This is a genomic window from Pseudomonas sp. LS.1a, assembly GCF_022533585.1.
In the GTDB taxonomy this organism is placed as follows: Bacteria; Pseudomonadota; Gammaproteobacteria; order Pseudomonadales; family Pseudomonadaceae; genus Aquipseudomonas.
The window spans coordinates 4041199-4059926 of the sequence record NZ_CP092827.1; the positions used below are offsets into that span (position 1 = coordinate 4041199).

At 62.4% G+C, this 18728-nt stretch carries 16 protein-coding genes; 13 read left to right on the plus strand and 3 right to left on the minus strand.

The features are described from left to right. Positions 1-257 precede the first annotated feature (257 nt). The 4 genes from xdhA (at position 258) to guaD (ending at position 6383) form a co-directional block, all read left to right on the plus strand. Positions 258-1712, plus strand: coding sequence for a xanthine dehydrogenase small subunit (gene xdhA, locus MKK04_RS18715; protein ID WP_207829995.1), 1455 nt, complete (start codon positions 258-260; stop codon positions 1710-1712). Next, a complete protein-coding gene (gene xdhB, locus MKK04_RS18720; protein WP_207829993.1) occupies positions 1705-4104 on the plus strand; it encodes a xanthine dehydrogenase molybdopterin binding subunit in 2400 nt (799 codons plus the stop codon). The genes xdhA and xdhB overlap by 8 nt, the downstream gene beginning before the upstream one ends. A gap of 118 nt (positions 4105-4222) precedes the next feature. Then, positions 4223-5068, plus strand: a complete 846-nt coding sequence (gene xdhC / locus MKK04_RS18725) for a xanthine dehydrogenase accessory protein XdhC (RefSeq protein WP_063912780.1) — start codon at positions 4223-4225, stop codon at positions 5066-5068. 10 nt (positions 5069-5078) lie between these two features. Continuing rightward, complete coding sequence (gene guaD / locus MKK04_RS18730) at positions 5079-6383, plus strand: guanine deaminase (RefSeq protein ID WP_087499863.1); 1305 nt, start codon at positions 5079-5081, stop codon at positions 6381-6383. Here the strand turns inward: guaD and aqpZ are convergent. Together aqpZ and MKK04_RS18740 are read right to left on the minus strand one after the other, a co-directional pair. Continuing rightward, positions 6380-7078, minus strand: a complete 699-nt coding sequence (aqpZ, locus tag MKK04_RS18735) for an aquaporin Z (RefSeq protein WP_063912782.1) — start codon at positions 7076-7078, stop codon at positions 6380-6382. The genes guaD and aqpZ overlap by 4 nt on opposite strands. 232 nt (positions 7079-7310) lie before the next feature. Continuing rightward, the gene (locus MKK04_RS18740; RefSeq protein WP_207829990.1) at positions 7311-8066 is read right to left on the minus strand and encodes a GntR family transcriptional regulator; all 756 of its coding nucleotides are present in this window, start codon (positions 8064-8066) and stop codon (positions 7311-7313) included. 282 nt (positions 8067-8348) lie between these two features. On the opposite strand from MKK04_RS18740, the gene MKK04_RS18745 reads away from it, so the two are divergent. After that, the gene (locus MKK04_RS18745; protein ID WP_207829987.1) at positions 8349-9698 is read left to right on the plus strand and encodes an NCS2 family permease; all 1350 of its coding nucleotides are present in this window, start codon (positions 8349-8351) and stop codon (positions 9696-9698) included. Positions 9699-9897: 199 nt separating this feature from the next. Beyond that, positions 9898-10665: an RHS repeat-associated core domain-containing protein gene (locus tag MKK04_RS18750; protein ID WP_207829985.1), complete on the plus strand. Its 768-nt coding sequence runs from the start codon at positions 9898-9900 to the stop codon at positions 10663-10665. A gap of 60 nt (positions 10666-10725) precedes the next feature. Here MKK04_RS18750 and uraH read toward each other — a convergent pair whose 3' ends face one another. Further along, on the minus strand, positions 10726-11079 hold the full coding sequence (uraH, locus tag MKK04_RS18755; RefSeq protein ID WP_003259496.1) for a hydroxyisourate hydrolase: 354 nt from the start codon (positions 11077-11079) through the stop codon (positions 10726-10728). A 397-nt stretch (positions 11080-11476) separates the two neighbouring features. On the opposite strand from uraH, the gene puuE reads away from it, so the two are divergent. The 7 genes from puuE to MKK04_RS18790 all read left to right on the plus strand — a co-directional run bounded on the left by puuE (position 11477) and on the right by MKK04_RS18790 (position 18482). Continuing rightward, on the plus strand, positions 11477-12403 hold the full coding sequence (gene puuE / locus MKK04_RS18760) for an allantoinase PuuE (protein ID WP_207829982.1): 927 nt from the start codon (positions 11477-11479) through the stop codon (positions 12401-12403). After that, positions 12403-12918 carry a 2-oxo-4-hydroxy-4-carboxy-5-ureidoimidazoline decarboxylase gene (uraD, locus tag MKK04_RS18765; protein WP_207829980.1) on the plus strand — a complete coding sequence of 172 codons (516 nt, stop codon included), beginning with the start codon at positions 12403-12405 and terminating at the stop codon, positions 12916-12918. Before puuE ends, uraD begins: the two co-directional genes overlap by 1 nt. A 49-nt stretch (positions 12919-12967) precedes the next feature. Continuing rightward, positions 12968-13471, plus strand: coding sequence for an ureidoglycolate lyase (locus MKK04_RS18770; RefSeq protein ID WP_241105878.1), 504 nt, complete (start codon positions 12968-12970; stop codon positions 13469-13471). Between the two features lie 59 nt (positions 13472-13530). Continuing rightward, complete coding sequence (locus MKK04_RS18775) at positions 13531-14859, plus strand: urate hydroxylase PuuD (RefSeq protein WP_207829978.1); 1329 nt, start codon at positions 13531-13533, stop codon at positions 14857-14859. Between the two features lie 210 nt (positions 14860-15069). Then, complete coding sequence (locus tag MKK04_RS18780; RefSeq protein WP_207829976.1) at positions 15070-16425, plus strand: nucleobase:cation symporter-2 family protein; 1356 nt, start codon at positions 15070-15072, stop codon at positions 16423-16425. Between the two features lie 137 nt (positions 16426-16562). After that, positions 16563-17348: an outer membrane protein OmpK gene (locus tag MKK04_RS18785; RefSeq protein WP_075045891.1), complete on the plus strand. Its 786-nt coding sequence runs from the start codon at positions 16563-16565 to the stop codon at positions 17346-17348. A gap of 351 nt (positions 17349-17699) precedes the next feature. After that, positions 17700-18482 (plus strand): outer membrane protein OmpK, encoded by a 783-nt coding sequence (locus MKK04_RS18790; RefSeq protein WP_025340033.1) that lies wholly within the window; start codon positions 17700-17702, stop codon positions 18480-18482. The last annotated feature ends 246 nt before the right edge of the window (positions 18483-18728 follow it).

Consider the following 18728-nt stretch of genomic DNA (forward strand, 5'->3'; position numbering starts at 1 on the left):
CAAAATCATTGAACTGGGCACAAGTGGCGGATTGTAGCGTACTTGGCCGGTAATCGCGCAGAGGGGCCTGGCGGTTTATTTGACCTGCAAGGCAGCCACGTGCCCGGCGCGATCTATGCTTGGCATATGGCAATGTGAGCCGTTGGGCAGCGGCACGAGCAATTTCCTGACCTTTGAGTCAGAAAATTATTGACCAGCAGGACAGGTCTTGCTTAGAGTCCGCCCAACAACAATAAAACCATTGCGAGGCCATCCCCGTGATCCAGTTTCTCGTCAACCAGGAATTGCGTAGTGAGCATGCCCTGGACCCGAACATGACGGTGCTGCAGTACCTGCGCGAGCACCTGGGCAAACCTGGCACCAAGGAGGGCTGCGCCAGTGGTGACTGCGGCGCCTGCACCGTGGTGGTCGGCGAGCTGACCCAGGACGACCAGGGCAACGACAGCCTGCGCTACCGCAGCCTCAACTCGTGCCTGACCTTCGTTTCGTCGCTGCACGGCAAGCAACTGATCAGCGTCGAGGGCCTCAAGCACCAGGGCCAGCTGCACAGCGTGCAACAGGCCATGGCCGATTGCCATGGCTCGCAGTGCGGCTTCTGTACCCCCGGCTTCGTCATGTCGCTGTTCGCCCTGCAGAAGAACAGCAACGGCCCCGACCTGCACCAGGCCCAGGAAGCCCTGGCCGGCAACCTGTGCCGCTGCACCGGCTACCGGCCGATCCTCGATGCCGCCGAGCAGAGCTGCCGCCAGCCCTGCCGCGACCAGTTCGACGCCCAGCAGGCGCAGACCATCAGCCGCCTCAAGGCCATTGCGCCAACCCAGACCGGCGAGCTCAACAGCGGCGACAAGCGCTGCCTGGTGCCACTGACCGTGGCCGACCTGGCCGACCTGTACAGCTCGCACCCCGAAGCGCGGCTGCTGGCCGGCGGCACCGACCTGGCCCTGGAAGTCACCCAGTTCCACAAGACCTTGCCGGTGATGATCTACGTCGGCCATGTGGCCGAACTCAAGCGCATCGAGAAAACCGCCAGCCACCTGGAAATCGGCGCCGCCACCCCGCTCACCGACTGCTACGGCGCGCTGAACGAGGAATACCCCGACTTCGGTGCCCTGCTGCACCGTTTCGCCTCGCTGCAGATCCGCAACCAGGGCACCCTGGGCGGCAATATCGGCAACGCCTCGCCGATTGGCGACTCACCACCCCTGCTGATTGCCCTGGACGCGCAGATCGTCCTGCGCCAGGGCGAGCGTCAGCGAGTGATGCCACTGGAAGACTACTTCATCGACTACCGCATCACTGCCCGCCAGGACAGCGAGTTCATCGAGAAGATCATCGTGCCGCGCGCCACCAGCGACTGGGCGTTCCGCGCCTATAAGGTGTCCAAGCGACTGGACGATGACATTTCCGCCGTGTGCGGTGCCTTCAACCTCAGCATCGAAGACGGCGTGGTCAGCGGCGTGCGCATTGCCTTCGGCGGCATGGCGGCAATCCCCAAACGGGCCCGTGCCTGCGAAGCGGCGCTGCGCGGCAAGCCATGGAACCAGGCGGCCATCGAGCGCGCCTGCCAGGCCCTGGCCGAAGACTTCACCCCGCTCAGCGACTTCCGCGCCAGCAAGGAATACCGCCTGCTGACCGCGCAGAACCTGCTGCGCAAGTACTTTATCGAACAGCAAACGCCGTACATCGAGACCCGGGTGACCGCTTATGTCTAACCATCACGTAGCCAAGAGCCAGGCCGAGATGGCCGAACTGTTCAGCCAGGACCTGACCACCGGGGTCGGCCGCAGCGTCAAGCACGACAGCGCCGACAAGCATGTGTCCGGCGAGGCGGTGTACATCGACGATCGCCTGGAATTCCCCAACCAGCTGCACGTCTATGCGCGCACCGCCGACCGCGCCCATGCACGCATCCTGCGCATCGACACCACGCCGTGCTATGCCTTCGAGGGCGTGCGCATCGCCATCACCCACGAAGACATTCCCGGCCTCAAGGACATCGGCCCGGTGGTGGCCGGCGACCCGCTGCTGGCCATCGACAAGGTCGAGTTCTTCGGCCAGCCGGTGCTCGCCGTGGCCGCCCGCGACCTCGACACCGCACGCCGTGCGGCCATGGCCGCCATCGTCGAGTATGAAGACCTGGAGCCGGTGCTGGATGTGGTAGAGGCGTTCCGCAAGAAGCACTTCGTGCTCGACAGCCACACCCACCAGCGTGGCGATTCCGCTGCTGCCCTGGCCAGTGCCCCACACCGCATCCAGGGTACCCTGCACATCGGTGGCCAGGAGCACTTCTACCTGGAGACGCAGATTTCCTCGGTGATGCCCACCGAAGACGGCGGCATGATCGTCTACTGCTCCACGCAGAACCCCACCGAAGTGCAGAAACTGGTCGCTGAAGTACTCGACGTGCCAATGAACAAGGTGGTGCTGGACATGCGCCGCATGGGTGGTGGTTTTGGCGGCAAGGAAACCCAGGCCGCCAGCCCGGCGTGCCTGTGCGCCGTGGTGGCGCGCCTGACCGGCCAGCCAACCAAGATGCGCCTGCCACGGGTCGAAGACATGACCATGACCGGCAAGCGCCACCCGTTCTACGTCGAGTACGACGTGGGCTTCGACGATGACGGGCGCCTGCACGGCATCAACTTCGACCTGGCCGGCAACTGCGGCTACTCGCCCGACCTGTCCGGTTCGATCGTTGACCGCGCCATGTTCCACTCCGACAACGCCTACTACCTGGGCGATGCCACCGTGCACGGCCACCGCTGCAAGACCAACACCGCCTCCAACACCGCCTACCGCGGCTTCGGCGGGCCACAGGGGATGGTCGCCATCGAGCAGGTGATGGACCACATCGCCCGCCACCTGGGCCGCGACCCACTGGCGGTGCGCAAGGCCAACTATTACGGCAAGACCGAGCGCAACGTCACCCACTACTACCAGACCGTCGAGCACAACATGCTCGAAGAGATGACCGCCGAGCTGGAGGCCAGCAGCGACTATGCCGAGCGCCGCGAGTCGATCCGCCGCTTCAACGCCAACAGCCCGATCCTGAAGAAGGGCCTGGCGCTGACGCCGGTCAAGTTCGGCATTTCGTTCACCGCCACCTTCCTCAACCAGGCCGGTGCGCTGATCCATATCTACACCGACGGCAGCATTCACCTGAACCACGGTGGCACCGAAATGGGCCAGGGCCTGAACACCAAGGTGGCGCAGGTGGTGGCGCAGATCTTCCAGGTCGATTTCAGCCGCATCCAGATCACCGCCACCAATACCGACAAGGTGCCCAACACCTCGCCGACCGCAGCCTCCAGCGGTGCCGACCTGAACGGCAAGGCGGCGCAGAACGCGGCCGAAATCCTCAAGAAGCGCCTGACCGAGTTCGCTGCGCGGCACTATCAGGTGACCGAGGAAGACGTCGAGTTCCGCAACGGTCATGTGCGCGTGCGCGACCAGATCGTCAGCTTCGAGCAGCTGGTGCAACAGGCCTACTTCGCCCAGGTGTCACTGTCCAGCACCGGTTTCTACCGCACGCCGAAGATCTACTACGACCGCAGCCAGGCGCGCGGTCGGCCGTTCTATTACTTCGCCTTCGGCGCTGCCTGCGTGGAAGTGCTGGTCGACACCCTGACCGGCGAGTACAAGATGCTGCGCGCCGACATCCTGCACGATGTGGGTGATTCGCTGAACCCGGCCATCGACATCGGCCAGGTGGAAGGCGGCTTCATCCAGGGCATGGGCTGGCTGACCACCGAAGAGCTGGTGTGGAATGCCAAGGGCAAGCTGATGACCAACGGCCCGGCCAGCTACAAGATCCCGGCAGTGGCCGACATGCCGCTGGATTTGCGGGTAAAGCTGGTGGAGAACCGCAAGAACCCCGAAGACACCGTGTTCCACTCCAAGGCCGTGGGCGAGCCGCCGTTCATGCTCGGCATCGCCGCCTGGTGCGCGATCAAGGACGCCGTGGCCAGCATCGCCGATTACCGCGTGCAGCCACAGGTGGATGCACCGGCGACGCCGGAGCGGGTGTTGTGGGGGTGCGAGCAGATGCGCAAGGCGGTGGCTGCCGCGCAACCTGCCGAGCCGGAACTGGAAACCGTGTCTCACTGACAATGCAGGGCCCTGTGGGAGCGGGTTTACCCGCGAATGCGATGGTGGATTCACCGTCGCATTCGCGGGTGAACCCGCTCCCACAGGGATCGCGACGCAACTATAGAGAGGTTGCATCATGCACCAATGGATCAACGCCCTCGCCGACCACCAGTCCCGTGGCGAAGCCTGCGTGCTCGTTACCATCATCGAGGAACGCGGCTCGACCCCGCGCAATGCCGGCTCGAAAATGGTCGTCAGCGCCAGCGGCCTGTTCGACACCATCGGCGGCGGCCACCTGGAATACAAGGCCCTGCACATCGCCCGGCAGATGCTCGAAGAGCACCGCACCACCCCGCACCTGGAACGCTTCAGCCTCGGTGCCAGCCTTGGCCAGTGCTGCGGCGGCGTCACTGTGCTGCTGTTCGAACCCATGGCCGCGGTGCAGGCGCAGATCGCCGTGTTCGGCGCGGGCCATGTCGGCCGCGCTCTGGTACCCTTGCTCGCCGCGCTGCCCTGCCGGGTGCGCTGGATCGATTCGCGCGAGCAGGAGTTCCCTGCCCTGATCCCCGACGGGGTGACCAAGGTGGTCAGCGAGGAGCCGGTCGACGAAGTGGCCGAGCTACCGCCAGGCTGCTATTGCATCGTCATGACCCACAACCACCAGCTCGACCTGGAACTGACTGCCGCCATTCTCAAGCGCAACGACTTCACCTGGTTCGGCCTGATCGGCTCGAAGACCAAACGGGTCAAGTTCGAGCACCGCCTGCGCGAGCGCGGCTACGACGATGCGGTGATGGCGCGCATGCGCTGCCCGATGGGCCTGGCCGAGGTCAAGGGCAAGCTGCCCATCGAGATCGCCGTATCCATCGCCGGTGAAATCATCGCCACCTACAACGCCTGCTTCGGCCAGCACGACGCTGCCGCCAATGCCGGCCCCATTGCCCAGTTGCTGCCGCCCTCCCGGCGCAGCCAAGCCATTTGACGAGTGTGTTATGACCGTTACCCGCAAAGCCTACCGTGCCGCCATCCTGCACAGCATCGCCGACCCGGCCGAGGTGGGCCTGGAGGCTTCCCATGAATATTTCGAGGACGGCCTGCTGGTGGTCGACGATGGCCGCATTCGCGCCGTTGGCCACGCTGCCGAACTGCTGCCGACCCTGGACGCCGATATCCCGGTCGAACACTACCAGGACGCGCTGATCACCCCGGGCTTCATCGACACTCACATCCATTTCCCGCAGACCGGCATGATCGGCTCCTACGGCGAACAGCTGCTGGACTGGCTGAACACCTACACCTTCCCTTGCGAAAAGCAGTTCGCCGACAAGGATCACGCCGACCAGGTGGCGAAGATCTTCCTCAAGGAACTGCTGCGCAATGGCACCACCACCGCCCTGGTGTTCGGCAGCGTGCACCCGGAATCGGTCAATGCCCTGTTCGAAGAGGCCGAGCGCCTGGACCTGCGCCTGATCGCCGGCAAGGTAATGATGGACCGCAACGCTCCGGACTACCTGACCGACACCGCCGAGTCCGGCTATACCGAAAGCAAGGCACTGATCGAACGCTGGCATGGCAAGGGCCGCCTGCACTATGCAGTCACCCCGCGCTTCGCCCCGACCAGTACGCCTGAACAGCTGGCACTGGCGGGCCAACTGCTCAAGGAGCACCCGGGCGTGTACATGCACACGCACCTGTCGGAAAACCTCAAGGAAATCGATTGGGTCAAGTCGCTGTTCCCTGAGCAGAAGGGGTACCTCGACGTATACGACCACTTCGAGCTGCTGGGCGAGCGCTCGGTGTTCGCCCATGGCGTGCACCTGTGCGATGACGAATGCCAGCGCCTGGCCGAAACCGGCTCGGCCGTGGCCTTCTGCCCCACCTCCAACCTGTTCCTCGGCAGCGGCCTGTTCAACCTGCCCCAGGCCGAGCGCTTCAAGGTCAACGTGGGCCTGGGCACAGACGTTGGCGCCGGCACCAGTTTCTCGCTGCTCAACACCCTGAACGAAGCGTACAAGGTGATGCAACTGCAGGGCGCGCGCCTGCACCCTTACAAGTCACTGTACCTGGCCACCCTCGGCGGCGCCCGCGCGCTGCGCCTGGACGACCGCATCGGCAGCCTGCGCCCGGGTAACGATGCCGACTTCGTGGTGCTGGACTACAAGGCCACACCACTGCTGGACTACCGCATCCAGCAGTCCAACAGCATCGAAGAAACCCTGTTCGTGCTCACCACCCTCGGTGACGACCGCACTGTGCGCGAAACCTACGCCGCAGGGCGTTGCGTGCATCAGCGCTAAGGTTCTTTTGCCAGGCCCCGGTACAGCGCGCCGCCAATTGCAGCACCGATCAGCGGCGCCACCCAGAACAGCCACAGCTGTTGCAGGGCCCAGCCACCGACGAACAAGGCCGGCCCCGTGCTACGCGCGGGGTTGACCGAGGTGTTGGTCACCGGGATCGAAATCAGGTGGATCAGGGTCAGGGCCAGGCCGATGGCGATCGGCGCAAAGCCCGCCGGTGCCCGGGCGTCGGTGGCGCCCATGATCACCACCAGAAACATCGCCGTCATCACCACTTCACTGACAAAACCTGCCCCGAGCGTGTAGCCGCCAGGCGAGTGGTCGGCGTAGCCGTTCGAGGCCAATCCCGAAGACAGCTCGAAACCTGCCTTGCCGCTGGCGATGAGGTAGATCACGCCCGCCGCCAGGATGGCGCCGATCACCTGGGCGATCACGTAGGGCAGCAGCTCTTTGGCCGGGAAGCGCCCGCCCACCACCAGCCCGAACGACACGGCGGGGTTGAGGTGACAGCCGGAGATATGGCCAATGGCGAAGGCCATGGTCAGCACGGTGAGGCCAAAGGCGAAGGCGACACCGAGTACACCGATGCCGACGGGGGAACTGGCGGCGAGTACCGCACTGCCACAGCCACCAAGTACCAGCCAGAAGGTGCCGACCAGTTCGGCCCCCATGCGTTTACCGAGGGACATGCTCATGAATCCTTTCCTCAAGAAGTTGAACGCAACGGACGCGCAAGCCCAACTGCTTGATGAAGGTTTGCTCACAAGAATTTAGCAGACGTTTGGTCAACTGCGAGAGATGGCCGTACTGCTTGTGGGAGCGGGTTTACCCGCGAACAAGGCGACACGGTGCATGGCACCGGCTGCGCCGGTGTTCGCGGGTGAACCCGCTCCCACAACGGCGCACTACTTTCACTTCAGCAAACGATCAACCCTTGGCAGAAACCTTGGGCTTTTTCAGCAGATGCGAGAACACCGCATGCAGATCGTCCGAGGCACTCTCCTCGTCCAGGTTCAGCTTGCTGTCGATGTGGTCCATGTGGTGCATCATCAGGCTCACCGCCTGCTCGGCATCGCGCGCCTCGATGGCATCGATCAACTGCATGTGCTCGTCATACGAGCAATGCGAGCGGTTGCCGCTTTCGTACTGGGCAATGATCAGCGAGGTCTGCGACACCAGGCTGCGCTGGAAGCTGACCAGCGGCGCATTACCTGCGGCCTCGGCCAGCTTGAGGTGGAATTCGCCGGAAAGGCGAATGCCCGCACCGCGGTCGCCACGGGAAAAGCTGTCGCGCTCCTCACGCACCATCTGCCGCAGCTCGTTGAGCTGCTCGACGGTAGCGTGCTGCACGGCCAGTTCGGTAATGGCCCGTTCGACCATGCGCCGCGAGAAGAACACCTGGCGAGCCTCTTCCACCGTCGGGCTGGCGACCACCGCGCCGCGGTTCGGCCGCAACAGCACCACGCTTTCGTGGGCCAGGCGCGACAAGGCACGGCGGATGATGGTGCGGCTGACACCGAAGATCTCGCCCAGCGCTTCCTCGCTCAACTTGGTGCCCGGTGCCAGACGCTGCTCGAGGATCGCCTCGAAAATATGCGCGTAGACGATGTCGTCCTGGGTACCACTGCGGCCAGCCTTGCCGGTACGCGCAGGTTTCTTCAGAGGTTGCAGCTGTTCGTTCATGGGCTCTCGAGGCACGAAGGAAAGTATGGCGCCATTGTACACAGGCTGAGCCGTTTCTGCAGGTGGCCTTTTACCTATATAGCCGTTGTACGACGCATTGCGCACACAAAAGATAAAACAGTATTTGCATTCTTTGTACACAAAAGCATAATCCACCGAGCAACTTCTTGACCCACAAGTCAACAAACAGGTCAGACGTCTGCCTTCCCTCGCGGAGCCGCCAAGTGCATTGCGCAGGCCCCCGGCTCCAGAACAACAAGAAAGACTTGAGGAGTACCCGCTGTGGAAAGCCGCAAATCCGAAGCCCCTACGCTGGATCTCGCTCCACCGCTCGAAACGAGCTGGCTGGAGCGGATTTTCAAACTCAAGCAACACGGCAGCACCGTCAGAACCGAAATGATCGCCGGGGTGACCACCTTCATCACCATGGCCTACATCATCTTTGTCAACCCCAACATCATGGCCGACGCTGGCATCGACCACGGTGCCGCCTTTGTCGCCACCTGCATCGCCGCCGCGCTGGGCTGCCTGTTGATGGGCCTGTACGCCAACTGGCCGGTGGGCCTGGCGCCGGGCATGGGGCTTAACGCCTTCTTCACCTACACCGTGGTCGGCACCATGGGCTACAACTGGGAAACGGCACTGGGGGCGGTATTCGTCTCGGGCGTGCTGTTCATGTTCCTGACCTTGTCGAAAGTGCGCGAATGGTTGCTCAACAGCATCCCGGTCAGCCTGCGCCATGCCATGGGGGCCGGCGTCGGATTGTTTCTCGGGCTGATCGGCCTGAAGACGGCAGGCATCATCGTCGACAGCCCGGCCACCCTGATCAAGCTGGGCTCGCTGCATGAGCCGGGGCCGCTGCTGGCGGCCGTGTGCTTCCTGCTGATCGCCATCCTCAGCTACAAGCGGGTATTCGGCGCCATCCTGATCAGCATCATCGGCGTCACCCTGGCCGGCTGGGGCCTGGGCCTGGTGAAATTCGGCGGTGTGATGTCGATGCCGCCGAGCCTGGCACCGACCTGGATGGCCATGGACGTGGCCGGCGTGTTCAACGTCAGCATGATCAGCGTGGTGCTGGCGTTCCTGTTCGTGCACATGTTCGACACCGCTGGCACCCTGATGGGCGTGGCCCAGCGGGCCAACCTGGTGGCGCCGGACGGGCGGATTGAAAACCTGTCGCGGGCGTTGAAGGCGGACAGTGCTTCGAGCGTGTTCGGTGCCGTGGTGGGCGTGCCGCCGGTGACCAGCTATGTGGAAAGTGCTGCGGGTGTAGCGGCGGGCGGTCGTACTGGCCTGACTGCAGTGGTGGTCGGCCTGCTGTTCATCGCCGCGATGTTCTTCGCCCCGCTGGCCGGGATGATTCCAGCCTACGCGACGGCCGGCGCGCTTATTTACGTGGCAATGCTGATGATGGGCAGCATGGCGCACATCCACTGGGACGAAGCCACCGACAGCATTCCGGCGATCGTCACAGTGATCATGATGCCGCTGACCTTCTCGGTCGCCGATGGTATTGCCCTGGGCTTCATCAGCTATGTGGCGTTGAAGGCAGGTACCGGCAAGTACAAGGAAATCTCCGCCAGCCTGTGGGTGCTGTGCGCGATCTTCATTGCCAAGTTCGTGTTCCTCTGACCCTCACCGCACCAGACAAGGGCGCTTCGGCGCCCTTTTGTCCTCCTCGGCGCGGCCCCCTGTGGGAGCGGCCTTGCGCAGCCCTTTCGCGACGCAAGGCCGCTCTCACATTGACCGCGTCAGGCTGATATTTCTGTCAGGTGCAAGGTGCGCAGGGGCTTGATACAAATGCTACCGAATACGAGTGGAGGCTGGCCCAATGCGAGATTCGACAAAGTCCGCCCGCGCCTATGCACCTTTTGGTCACGCTACGCCCGCCAACAACCTGCTGGGTTTCAATGGCGAAATTCAACACGTCATTAGCGGTCTTTACCCGCTGGGTAACGGCCATCGCATGTACAGCCCGACGCTGCAGAGGTTCCACAGCCCTGACACCCAGGCCCCCTTCAACCGAGGCGGGATAAACCACTATGCCTACTGTGGCAACGACCCGGTCAACTGGCGGGACCCAAGCGGGAAATGGCGACAACTCGTGAAAACTGCGCTGAAGATTGCAGTGGGTGGCGGCGCTGCGGCAGCAGGCAAGATGAACGCAGAGTTTGTCGGCGATGTGTACACGACAGGCAAGCATGCACTGACGCGAGGGCCAGTACCGCAGCACGAGTTCCCCCTGGAACGAACCACCCTCATGCAAAACGCCAATCAGGCTAGACGACCGTTCAACGACTCGGTAAACGGCGTCAACTTCAATCTGGCGACCTGGGGTGATGCCTCGCTGACCGAGCGCCAGGCCCGGTACTACATAGACGGGACCTGGTCGGACCAGAGCAATACCACCCTTTACGGTTACAGCGCTGCAGGCTGGCTCATTGGCTTCGCCAAAACCCGTCAACCCGGCACCTTGACCGGGGCCCTGTTCAATGCTGCGGGCGCGGCCGGCGCAGGCGTCCTGGACCATGTGAGCTACAAGACCGGAAGCATGCTGACACAAGACTTCACGCGACAAACCGCGTCAATCCGACAATAAAAAAAGCCCGCCAGTGTGAGAGCGGGCCAAAGGACCTACGAAGATTCTTCTAGCGACCAACTAGCTTCCACGATAGGTCGAATAGCTGTACGGCGAGATCAGCAGCGGCACGTGGTAGTGCTCCTGCTGCTCGTCGATGCCAAAGCGCAGCACGACAACATCCAGAAACGCCTGGGCCGGCAGTTGCACGCCACGGGCGCGATAGTAGTCGCCAGCACTGAACTGCAGTTGATAAACACCCGTGCGGTAGTCGTCCCCCTGCAGCAGCGGCGCGTCGACGCGGCCATCGCTGTTGGTCAGGGCGGTGTTCACCAGCTCCAGCTGCTGGCCTTCGACACGGTACAGCTCGACCTTGATCGAGCTGCCCGGGCAGCCATGCGCGGCATCCAGTACGTGTGTGGTCAAACGTCCCATTGCTTGTCGCCTCTTGTTCAATCTGTGGGCAAAAAATACACGGCCATCATCACGCCAAAGGGCCTGCGATGTGCGGGAATGCCCCATTAAGACATTCCATCGCAAAATTGTACACAATTTTTTGATCCCTTCTGTCACGACCCAGGTTTCATGCCCATAAACGACCCATCGGTCGCAAATGCAGGCACCTGGCCGACCCCGATGTCATTTGCTGACCAATCAGGCAGGTTTCTTGCACTGTTTTTCCAGGTCGCTGCAAGGCGACAAAAGGGAAGAAATGCGGAAAAACAGGCTTACAAAAGATTTCAGAAGTTGTATACAATCAGCCCATCCGGTGGTGCGACATCCCGACGCGGCCCGCCCACCCCCGCACAAACGCACAAGAAGGAAGACTGCAGTGAGCGCTGACTACCCTCGCGACCTGATCGGTTACGGCAACAACCCTCCTCACCCGCAATGGCCGGGCAACGCTCGCATCGCGCTGTCTTTCGTCCTCAACTACGAGGAAGGTGGCGAACGCAACATCCTGCACGGAGACAAGGAATCCGAAGCATTCCTCTCTGAAATGGTCGCCGCCCAGCCACTGCAGGGCGTGCGCAACATGAGCATGGAATCGCTGTACGAATACGGCAGCCGCGCCGGTGTGTGGCGCCTGCTGAAGCTGTTCAAGGACAGCGGCGTGCCGCTGACCATCTTCGCCGTGGCCATGGCCGCCCAGCGCCACCCCGACGTGATCCGCGCCATGGCCCAGGCCGGCCATGAAATCTGCAGCCACGGCTACCGCTGGATCGACTACCAGTACATGGACGAGGCCCAGGAGCGCGAGCACATGCTCGAAGCCATCCGCATCCTCACCGAAATCACCGGCGAGCGCCCGCTGGGCTGGTACACCGGCCGCACCGGCCCGAACACCCGTCGCCTGGTGATGGAGGAAGGCGGCTTCCTGTACGACAGCGACACCTATGACGACGACCTGCCCTACTGGGAGCCGAACAACCCTACCGGCAAGCCGCACCTGGTGATCCCTTACACCCTGGACACCAACGACATGCGCTTCACCCAGGTACAGGGTTTCAACTGCGGCGAGCAGTTCTTCCAGTACCTGAAGGACGCCTTCGATGTGCTGTACGCCGAAGGTGCCGAGGCACCGAAGATGCTGTCCATCGGCCTGCACTGCCGCCTGGTCGGCCGCCCGGCGCGCCTGGCCGCACTGAAGCGCTTCGTCGATTACGCAAAAAGCCATGACCAGGTCTGGTTCGCCCGTCGCGTGGACATCGCCCGCCACTGGCACGCCACCCACCCGTACAAGAAAGAGAATGCCTGATGACCGCCTTCAACACCCTCAAGCCATCCACCCTGGGCCGTGACGCCTTCGTCAAGGCTTTCGCCGACATCTACGAGCACTCGCCGTGGGTCGCCGAAAGGGCCTATGACCTGGGCCAGCTGGGCGAGCTGGACGAGATCGAGGCGCTGCACCAGCGCATGAGCGACATCCTGCTCAGTGCCAACCACGCCGACCAGCTGGCGCTGATCAACGCTCACCCGGACCTGGCCGGCAAGGCCGCCATCCAGGGCGAGCTGACCGAATCAAGCACCAATGAACAGGCTGGCGCCGGGATCCACCAGTGCACCGCCGAAGAGTTCGCCCGCTTCACCGAACTGAACGATGCCTACAAGGCCAAGTTCCAGTTCCCGTTCATCATGGCGGTCAAGGGCAGCAACCGGCACCAGATCCTCGCCTCCTTCGAAAAACGCATCCACAACGATGCCGATGCCGAATTCAAGGAAGCCCTGGCGCAGATCAACCTGATCGCCCTGTTCCGCCTGTTGCAGCTGTAAGCGACCGCCGAACCTTATTCAGAACACGAACAATAGAAGAGATATCCGCATGCGCACCCTGATGATCGAGCCCCTGACCAAAGAAGCCTTCGCCCCCTTCGGAGACGTGATCGAAACCGACGGCAGCGACCACTTCATGATCAACAACGGCTCGACCATGCGCTTCCACAAGCTCGCCACGGTCCAAACCGCCGAGCCTGAAGACAAGGCGATCATCAGCATCTTCCGCGCCGACGCGCTGGACATGCCGCTGACCGTGCGCATGCTGGAACGCCATCCGCTGGGCAGCCAGGCTTTCATCCCGCTGCTCGGCAACCCCTTTCTGATCGTGGTCGCGCCCGTTGGCGATGCACCTGTATCAGGCTTGGTCCGCGCCTTCCGCAGCAACGGCAGGCAGGGCGTTAATTACCATCGCGGCGTCTGGCACCACCCGGTGCTGACGATCGAAAAGCGGGATGACTTCCTGGTGGTTGATCGCAGTGGTTCCGGCAACAACTGCGACGAGCATTACTTCACCGAGGAACAGATGCTGATCCTCAATCCCCACCAATAAGAAAAGGTCGGTCATTCAAGGGCATTGCCCGAGCGGGTGACCGGCAAGAGGTACATACTGTGGAAGCACACCTTCACGAATGGCTGAACCTGAGCATTCGCTGGGTTCACATGATCACCGGCGTAGCCTGGATCGGTGCATCGTTCTACTTCGTCTGGCTGGAGAACCACCTGAACCGAAGCAACCCGCGCGATGGGTTGTCGGGTGATCTCTGGGCAATTCACGGCGGTGGTATCTACCACCTGGAGAAATACAAGCTCGCCCCCCCGAAAATGCCCGAGAACCTGCACTGGTTCAAATGGGAAGCCTACTTCACCTGGATGTCCGGTATCGCCCTGCTGTGCGTGGTGTTCTACTGGAACCCGGCCCTGTACCTGCTGGCCCCTGGCAGCACCCTTAGCGGTGCCGAAGGCGTGGCCATCGGTATCGGCTCGCTGATCGCCGGCTGGTTCATCTATGACTTCCTGTGCGACTCGCCCCTGGGCAAGAAGCCAGCGCTGCTCGGTGCCGTACTGTTCGTGCTGATCATCGCCGCATGCTGGGGCTTCAGCCTGGTGTTCAGCGGCCGTGGTGCATACCTGCACACCGGCGCGATCATCGGCACCATCATGGTCGGTAACGTGTTCCGCATCATCATGCCGGCCCAGCGCCAGCTGGTGGCGGCTATCGAGAACAACCAGACGCCCGACCCGGTACTGCCGGCCAAGGGCCTGCTGCGCTCGCGCCACAACAACTACTTCACCCTGCCGGTGCTGTTCATCATGATCAGCAACCACTTCCCGAGCACCTACGGTAGCCAGTACAACTGGCTGATCCTGGCCGGTATCGCTGTAGCCGCGGTCCTGATCCGCCACTACTTCAACACCCGCCACGACAGCAACAAGTACGCCTGGACCCTGCCGGTCGGCGCCCTGGCGATGATCTGCCTGGCCTACGTCACCGGTCCGAAACCGATGGCCGTGAGCCCTGAGCAAGCCGCGGCGAAGATCGAGTACCAGCCACTGCCCGCGACCGCAGTAGGTGGCAAGACCGCTGCCGAGCAACGCGCCGAGGACGCCGCCAAGGCTGCCGCAGCGCCTGCCGCGCCGGCTGCAGCCCCTGCCCAGGCCACGGCCCAGGCTGGCGGCGAGAGCTTCGACAAGATCCACAATGTCATCCAGGAACGCTGCACCGTGTGCCACTCGTCGAAGCCGACCAGCCCACTGTTCAGCGCCGCCCCTGCCGGCGTGATGTTCGACACCCCGCAACAGATCCAGGCCCAGGCCGCGCGCATCCAGGCGCAAGCGGTCGCCAGCCAGATCATGCCGCTGGGCAACATCACCCAGATGACCACCGAAGAGCGCAAGCTCGTCGGCGACTGGATCGCCAAAGGCGCCCCGGTCAACTGAAACACAATGGTCGGGATAACACCGCTCCCTGTGGGAGCGGGTTCACCCGCGAAGAGGCCGGCAATCCCGGCCTCGAACTTGAAGATTCACGCAACAAGCAAGCATCGAGCGTTCAGCGTCAGGCGGGAACCCCAGGCTCTCTTCACCGGGAGCCTGCCGCCTGGCGCTGCCGCTTGGATCCGAGAATAAAAACAAAACTCGAGGTGCTGCATGTCCGAGTCACGCAAGGCGTACATCCCAGTTGCGCCGCCGCGCGAGCCCTTGCCCCTGTTCCAACTGATCCTGGTTGGCCTGCAACACGTTCTGCTGATGTACGGCGGCGCGATCGCCGTGCCGTTGATCATCGGCCAGGCCGCCGGGTTGTCCCGTGAAGAAGTCGCTTTCCTGATCAACGCCGACCTGCTGGTCGCCGGCGTCGCTACCATCATCCAGTCATTCGGCATCGGCCCGGTGGGCATCCGCATGCCGGTGATGATGGGTGCCAGTTTCGCTGCCGTCGGCAGCATGGTGGCCATGGCCGGCATGCCCGGCGTGGGCCTGCAGGGGATCTTCGGCGCGACCATCGCCGCCGGGTTCTTCGGCATGCTGATCGCGCCGTTCATGTCCAAGGTCGTACGCTTCTTCCCGCCACTGGTCACCGGCACGGTGATCACCTCGATTGGCCTGTCGCTGTTCCCGGTGGCAGTCAACTGGGCCGGTGGCGGCCACCAGGCAGACACCTTCGGCTCGCCGATCTACCTGCTGGTGGCCGGCCTGGTGCTGGCGGTAATCCTGCTGATCAACCGTTTCATGCGCGGCTTCTGGGTCAACGTGTCGGTGCTGGTGGGCATGGGCCTGGGCTACATCCTGGCCGGTTCCATCGGCATGGTCGACCTGTCGGGCCTGAACGACGCACCGTGGCTGCAAGTGGTGACCCCATTGCACTTCGGCATGCCGACCTTCAGCCTGGCGCCGATCCTGTCCATGTGCCTGGTGGTGGTGATCATCTTCGTCGAGTCCACCGGCATGTTCCTGGCCCTGGGCAAGGTGACCGATCGTGAAGTGACCCCCGGGATGCTGCGTCGCGGCCTGCTGTGCGATGCCGGTGCGTCGTTCATCGCCGGCTTCTTCAACACCTTCACCCACTCCTCGTTCGCCCAGAACATCGGCCTGGTGCAGATGACCGGGGTGCGCTGCCGCTACGTCACCATCGTGGCCGGTGCGCTGCTGATCCTGCTCAGCCTGCTGCCCAAGGCGGCCTTCCTGATTGCCTCGATCCCGCCTGCGGTACTGGGCGGCGCGTCCATCGCCATGTTCGGCATGGTCACCGCCACCGGGATCAAGATTCTCCAGGAGGCGGACATCGGCGACCGTCGCAACCAGCTGCTGGTTGCGGTGAGCGTCGGCTTCGGGCTGATCCCCGTGGTGCGACCGGAGTTCTTCGCCCAGATGCCCCAGTGGATGGAACCCATCACCCACAGTGGCATCGCCATGGCCACGGTCAGTGCCCTGGTGTTGAACGTACTGTTCAACATCCTCGGTGGCGCCGACCGCGCGGTGCACAACGAAGTCTGTCACCAGCATTGAGCAAAGGGGGCGGCGCGCTGTCGCCCCCGCCTTGACCTCGCCGTAAATGCTTCACCGTCGGCCCGCCGGAATGGGCCGTCCGGGGCGCCTGCGCGCCAAATAAATCCAACAAAAACAATAAGTCCGGGAACCACAACATGAAACGCATCACCTCGTCCCTCTTGCTGGGCAGCAGCCTGCTGGCCACCCTCCCCGCCCATGCTGGCGAATGGCTGCAGTGGCATGGCGAAAGCCTGACCTACCTGTACGGCAAGGACTTCAAGGTCAACCCACGCATCCAGCAGACGGTAACCTTCGAGCACGCCAACAAATGGAAGTACGGCGACACTTTCATGTTCGTCGACAAGGTCTTCTACAACGGCAAACCCGACCCTGGCAAAGGCGTGACCAGCTACTATGGCGAGTTCAGCCCGCGCCTGTCGTTCGGCAAGATCTTCGACCAGAAGCTGGCGTTCGGCCCGATCAAGGATGTGCTGCTGGCCATGACCTACGAGCGTGGCGAAGGCGATAACGAGGCCTACCTGATCGGCCCCGGCTTCGACCTGGATATCCCCGGCTTCAACTACTTCACTCTCAATTTCTACCTGCGCAACACCGAAGGTAGCCGCCCCGGTGACAACGTCTGGCAGATCACCCCGGCCTTCTCGTACACCATCCCGGTGGGCAAATCCGACATTCTGATCGACGGTTACATGGACTGGGTGGTCGACAACGACCAGACCCGCCGTGGCACCTACCACGCCAACCTGCAGTTCAACCCACAGGTCAAGTACGACCTGGGCAAAGCACTGAACCTTGGCGCCAAGCAGCTGTATGTGGGCATCGAATACAGCTACTGGAAGGACAAGTACGGCATCGACAGCCAAGGCAACATCGACAGTAACCAGAGCGTCACCAGTGCCCTGATCAAGGTGCACTTCTAAAAAACTGACCAAACGCACAAGTTTGTTCCACTCTGCTCCAGGACGGAGCACTTGAGGCAAGGCGCGCAAGCCAGTAATCTGCGCGCCCCCTCGATCAGGGCAGGAGGGATTCTGCCTGCGTTTACTGACCGCTCAGTCAATGAATACGGGCGGTTGGCCAACGTGTTGCCAGCCTGAAAGACCCTTTTCATCCGTTCAGAACGAAGTCGAGCAGGAAGGTTTTGCCAGCCCAGGAAAGTTGGCTCAACCCTTGCCAAACAGCTGTGGCCTATCGAAAAAAGCTGACTCGAAAGACAAAAAAGCGCCAAAACAAACGCTGACAATAGACCAATCAAGGGAGCGACACTCGCAATGCGTACCATCAACAGCCTGATCCTCGCCGGCGGCCTGCTGGCCTGTGGCACCACCTTCGGCGGCGACCTGCTGCAATGGCAGAACAACAGCCTGACCTACCTGTGGGGCAAGAACTTCAAGGTCAACCCGTCGATCCAGCAAACCGTCACCTTCGAGCACGCCGATGGCTGGAAGTACGGCGATAACTTCATCTTTGTCGACAAGATCTTCTACCAGGGCCAGAAAGATGAGGGCAATGGCCCGAACACCTACTATGGCGAAATCAGCCCGCGCCTGTCGTTCGGCAAGATCTTCGACCAGAAGCTGGCATTCGGCCCGGTCAAGGACGTGCTGCTGGCGATGACCTACGAGTTCGGCGAAGGTGATACCGAGTCGTACCTGATCGGCCCTGGCTTCGACCTGGACATCCCTGGCTTCGACTACTTCCAGCTGAACTTCTACAACCGCACCACCGACGGCAGCCGCGCCGGCGACAACGTGTGGCAGATCACCCCGGTGTGGTCGTACACCATTCCGGTCGGTTCGTCCGACGTGCTGATCGACGGTTTCATGGACTGGGTGGTCGACAACGACGAGAACCGCCGCGGTACCTACCAGGCCAACCTGCACTTCAACCCGCAGATCAAGTATGACCTGGGCAAGGCCTTGCACCTGGGCGAGAAGCAGCTGTATGTGGGTGTGGAGTACGACTACTGGAAGAACAAGTACGGCATCAAGGACAGCGATGCCTTCACCACCGACCAGAACACCATGAGCTTCCTGCTCAAGGTTCACTTCTGATGTGAAGCGTTGGGGCCGCGCTGCTGCCCATCGCAGGCAAACCAGCTTGTGTCTTGAGAGGGGATTAGAATCTGGAGTGAGAGCGGTGAATGGCAAGCTGAATGCCAGAGGTGCCTTGAGCACGTGTGGGAGCACAAGCTGCCATTCACCGTTCCACTTTGGCGAGAGCCCGAACAGTTGGATGAGGGCCTAATCTCGAACCACAAGCGTGGGCCAAGCCAAAGCTCTCTCACACTGTTGAGTCTA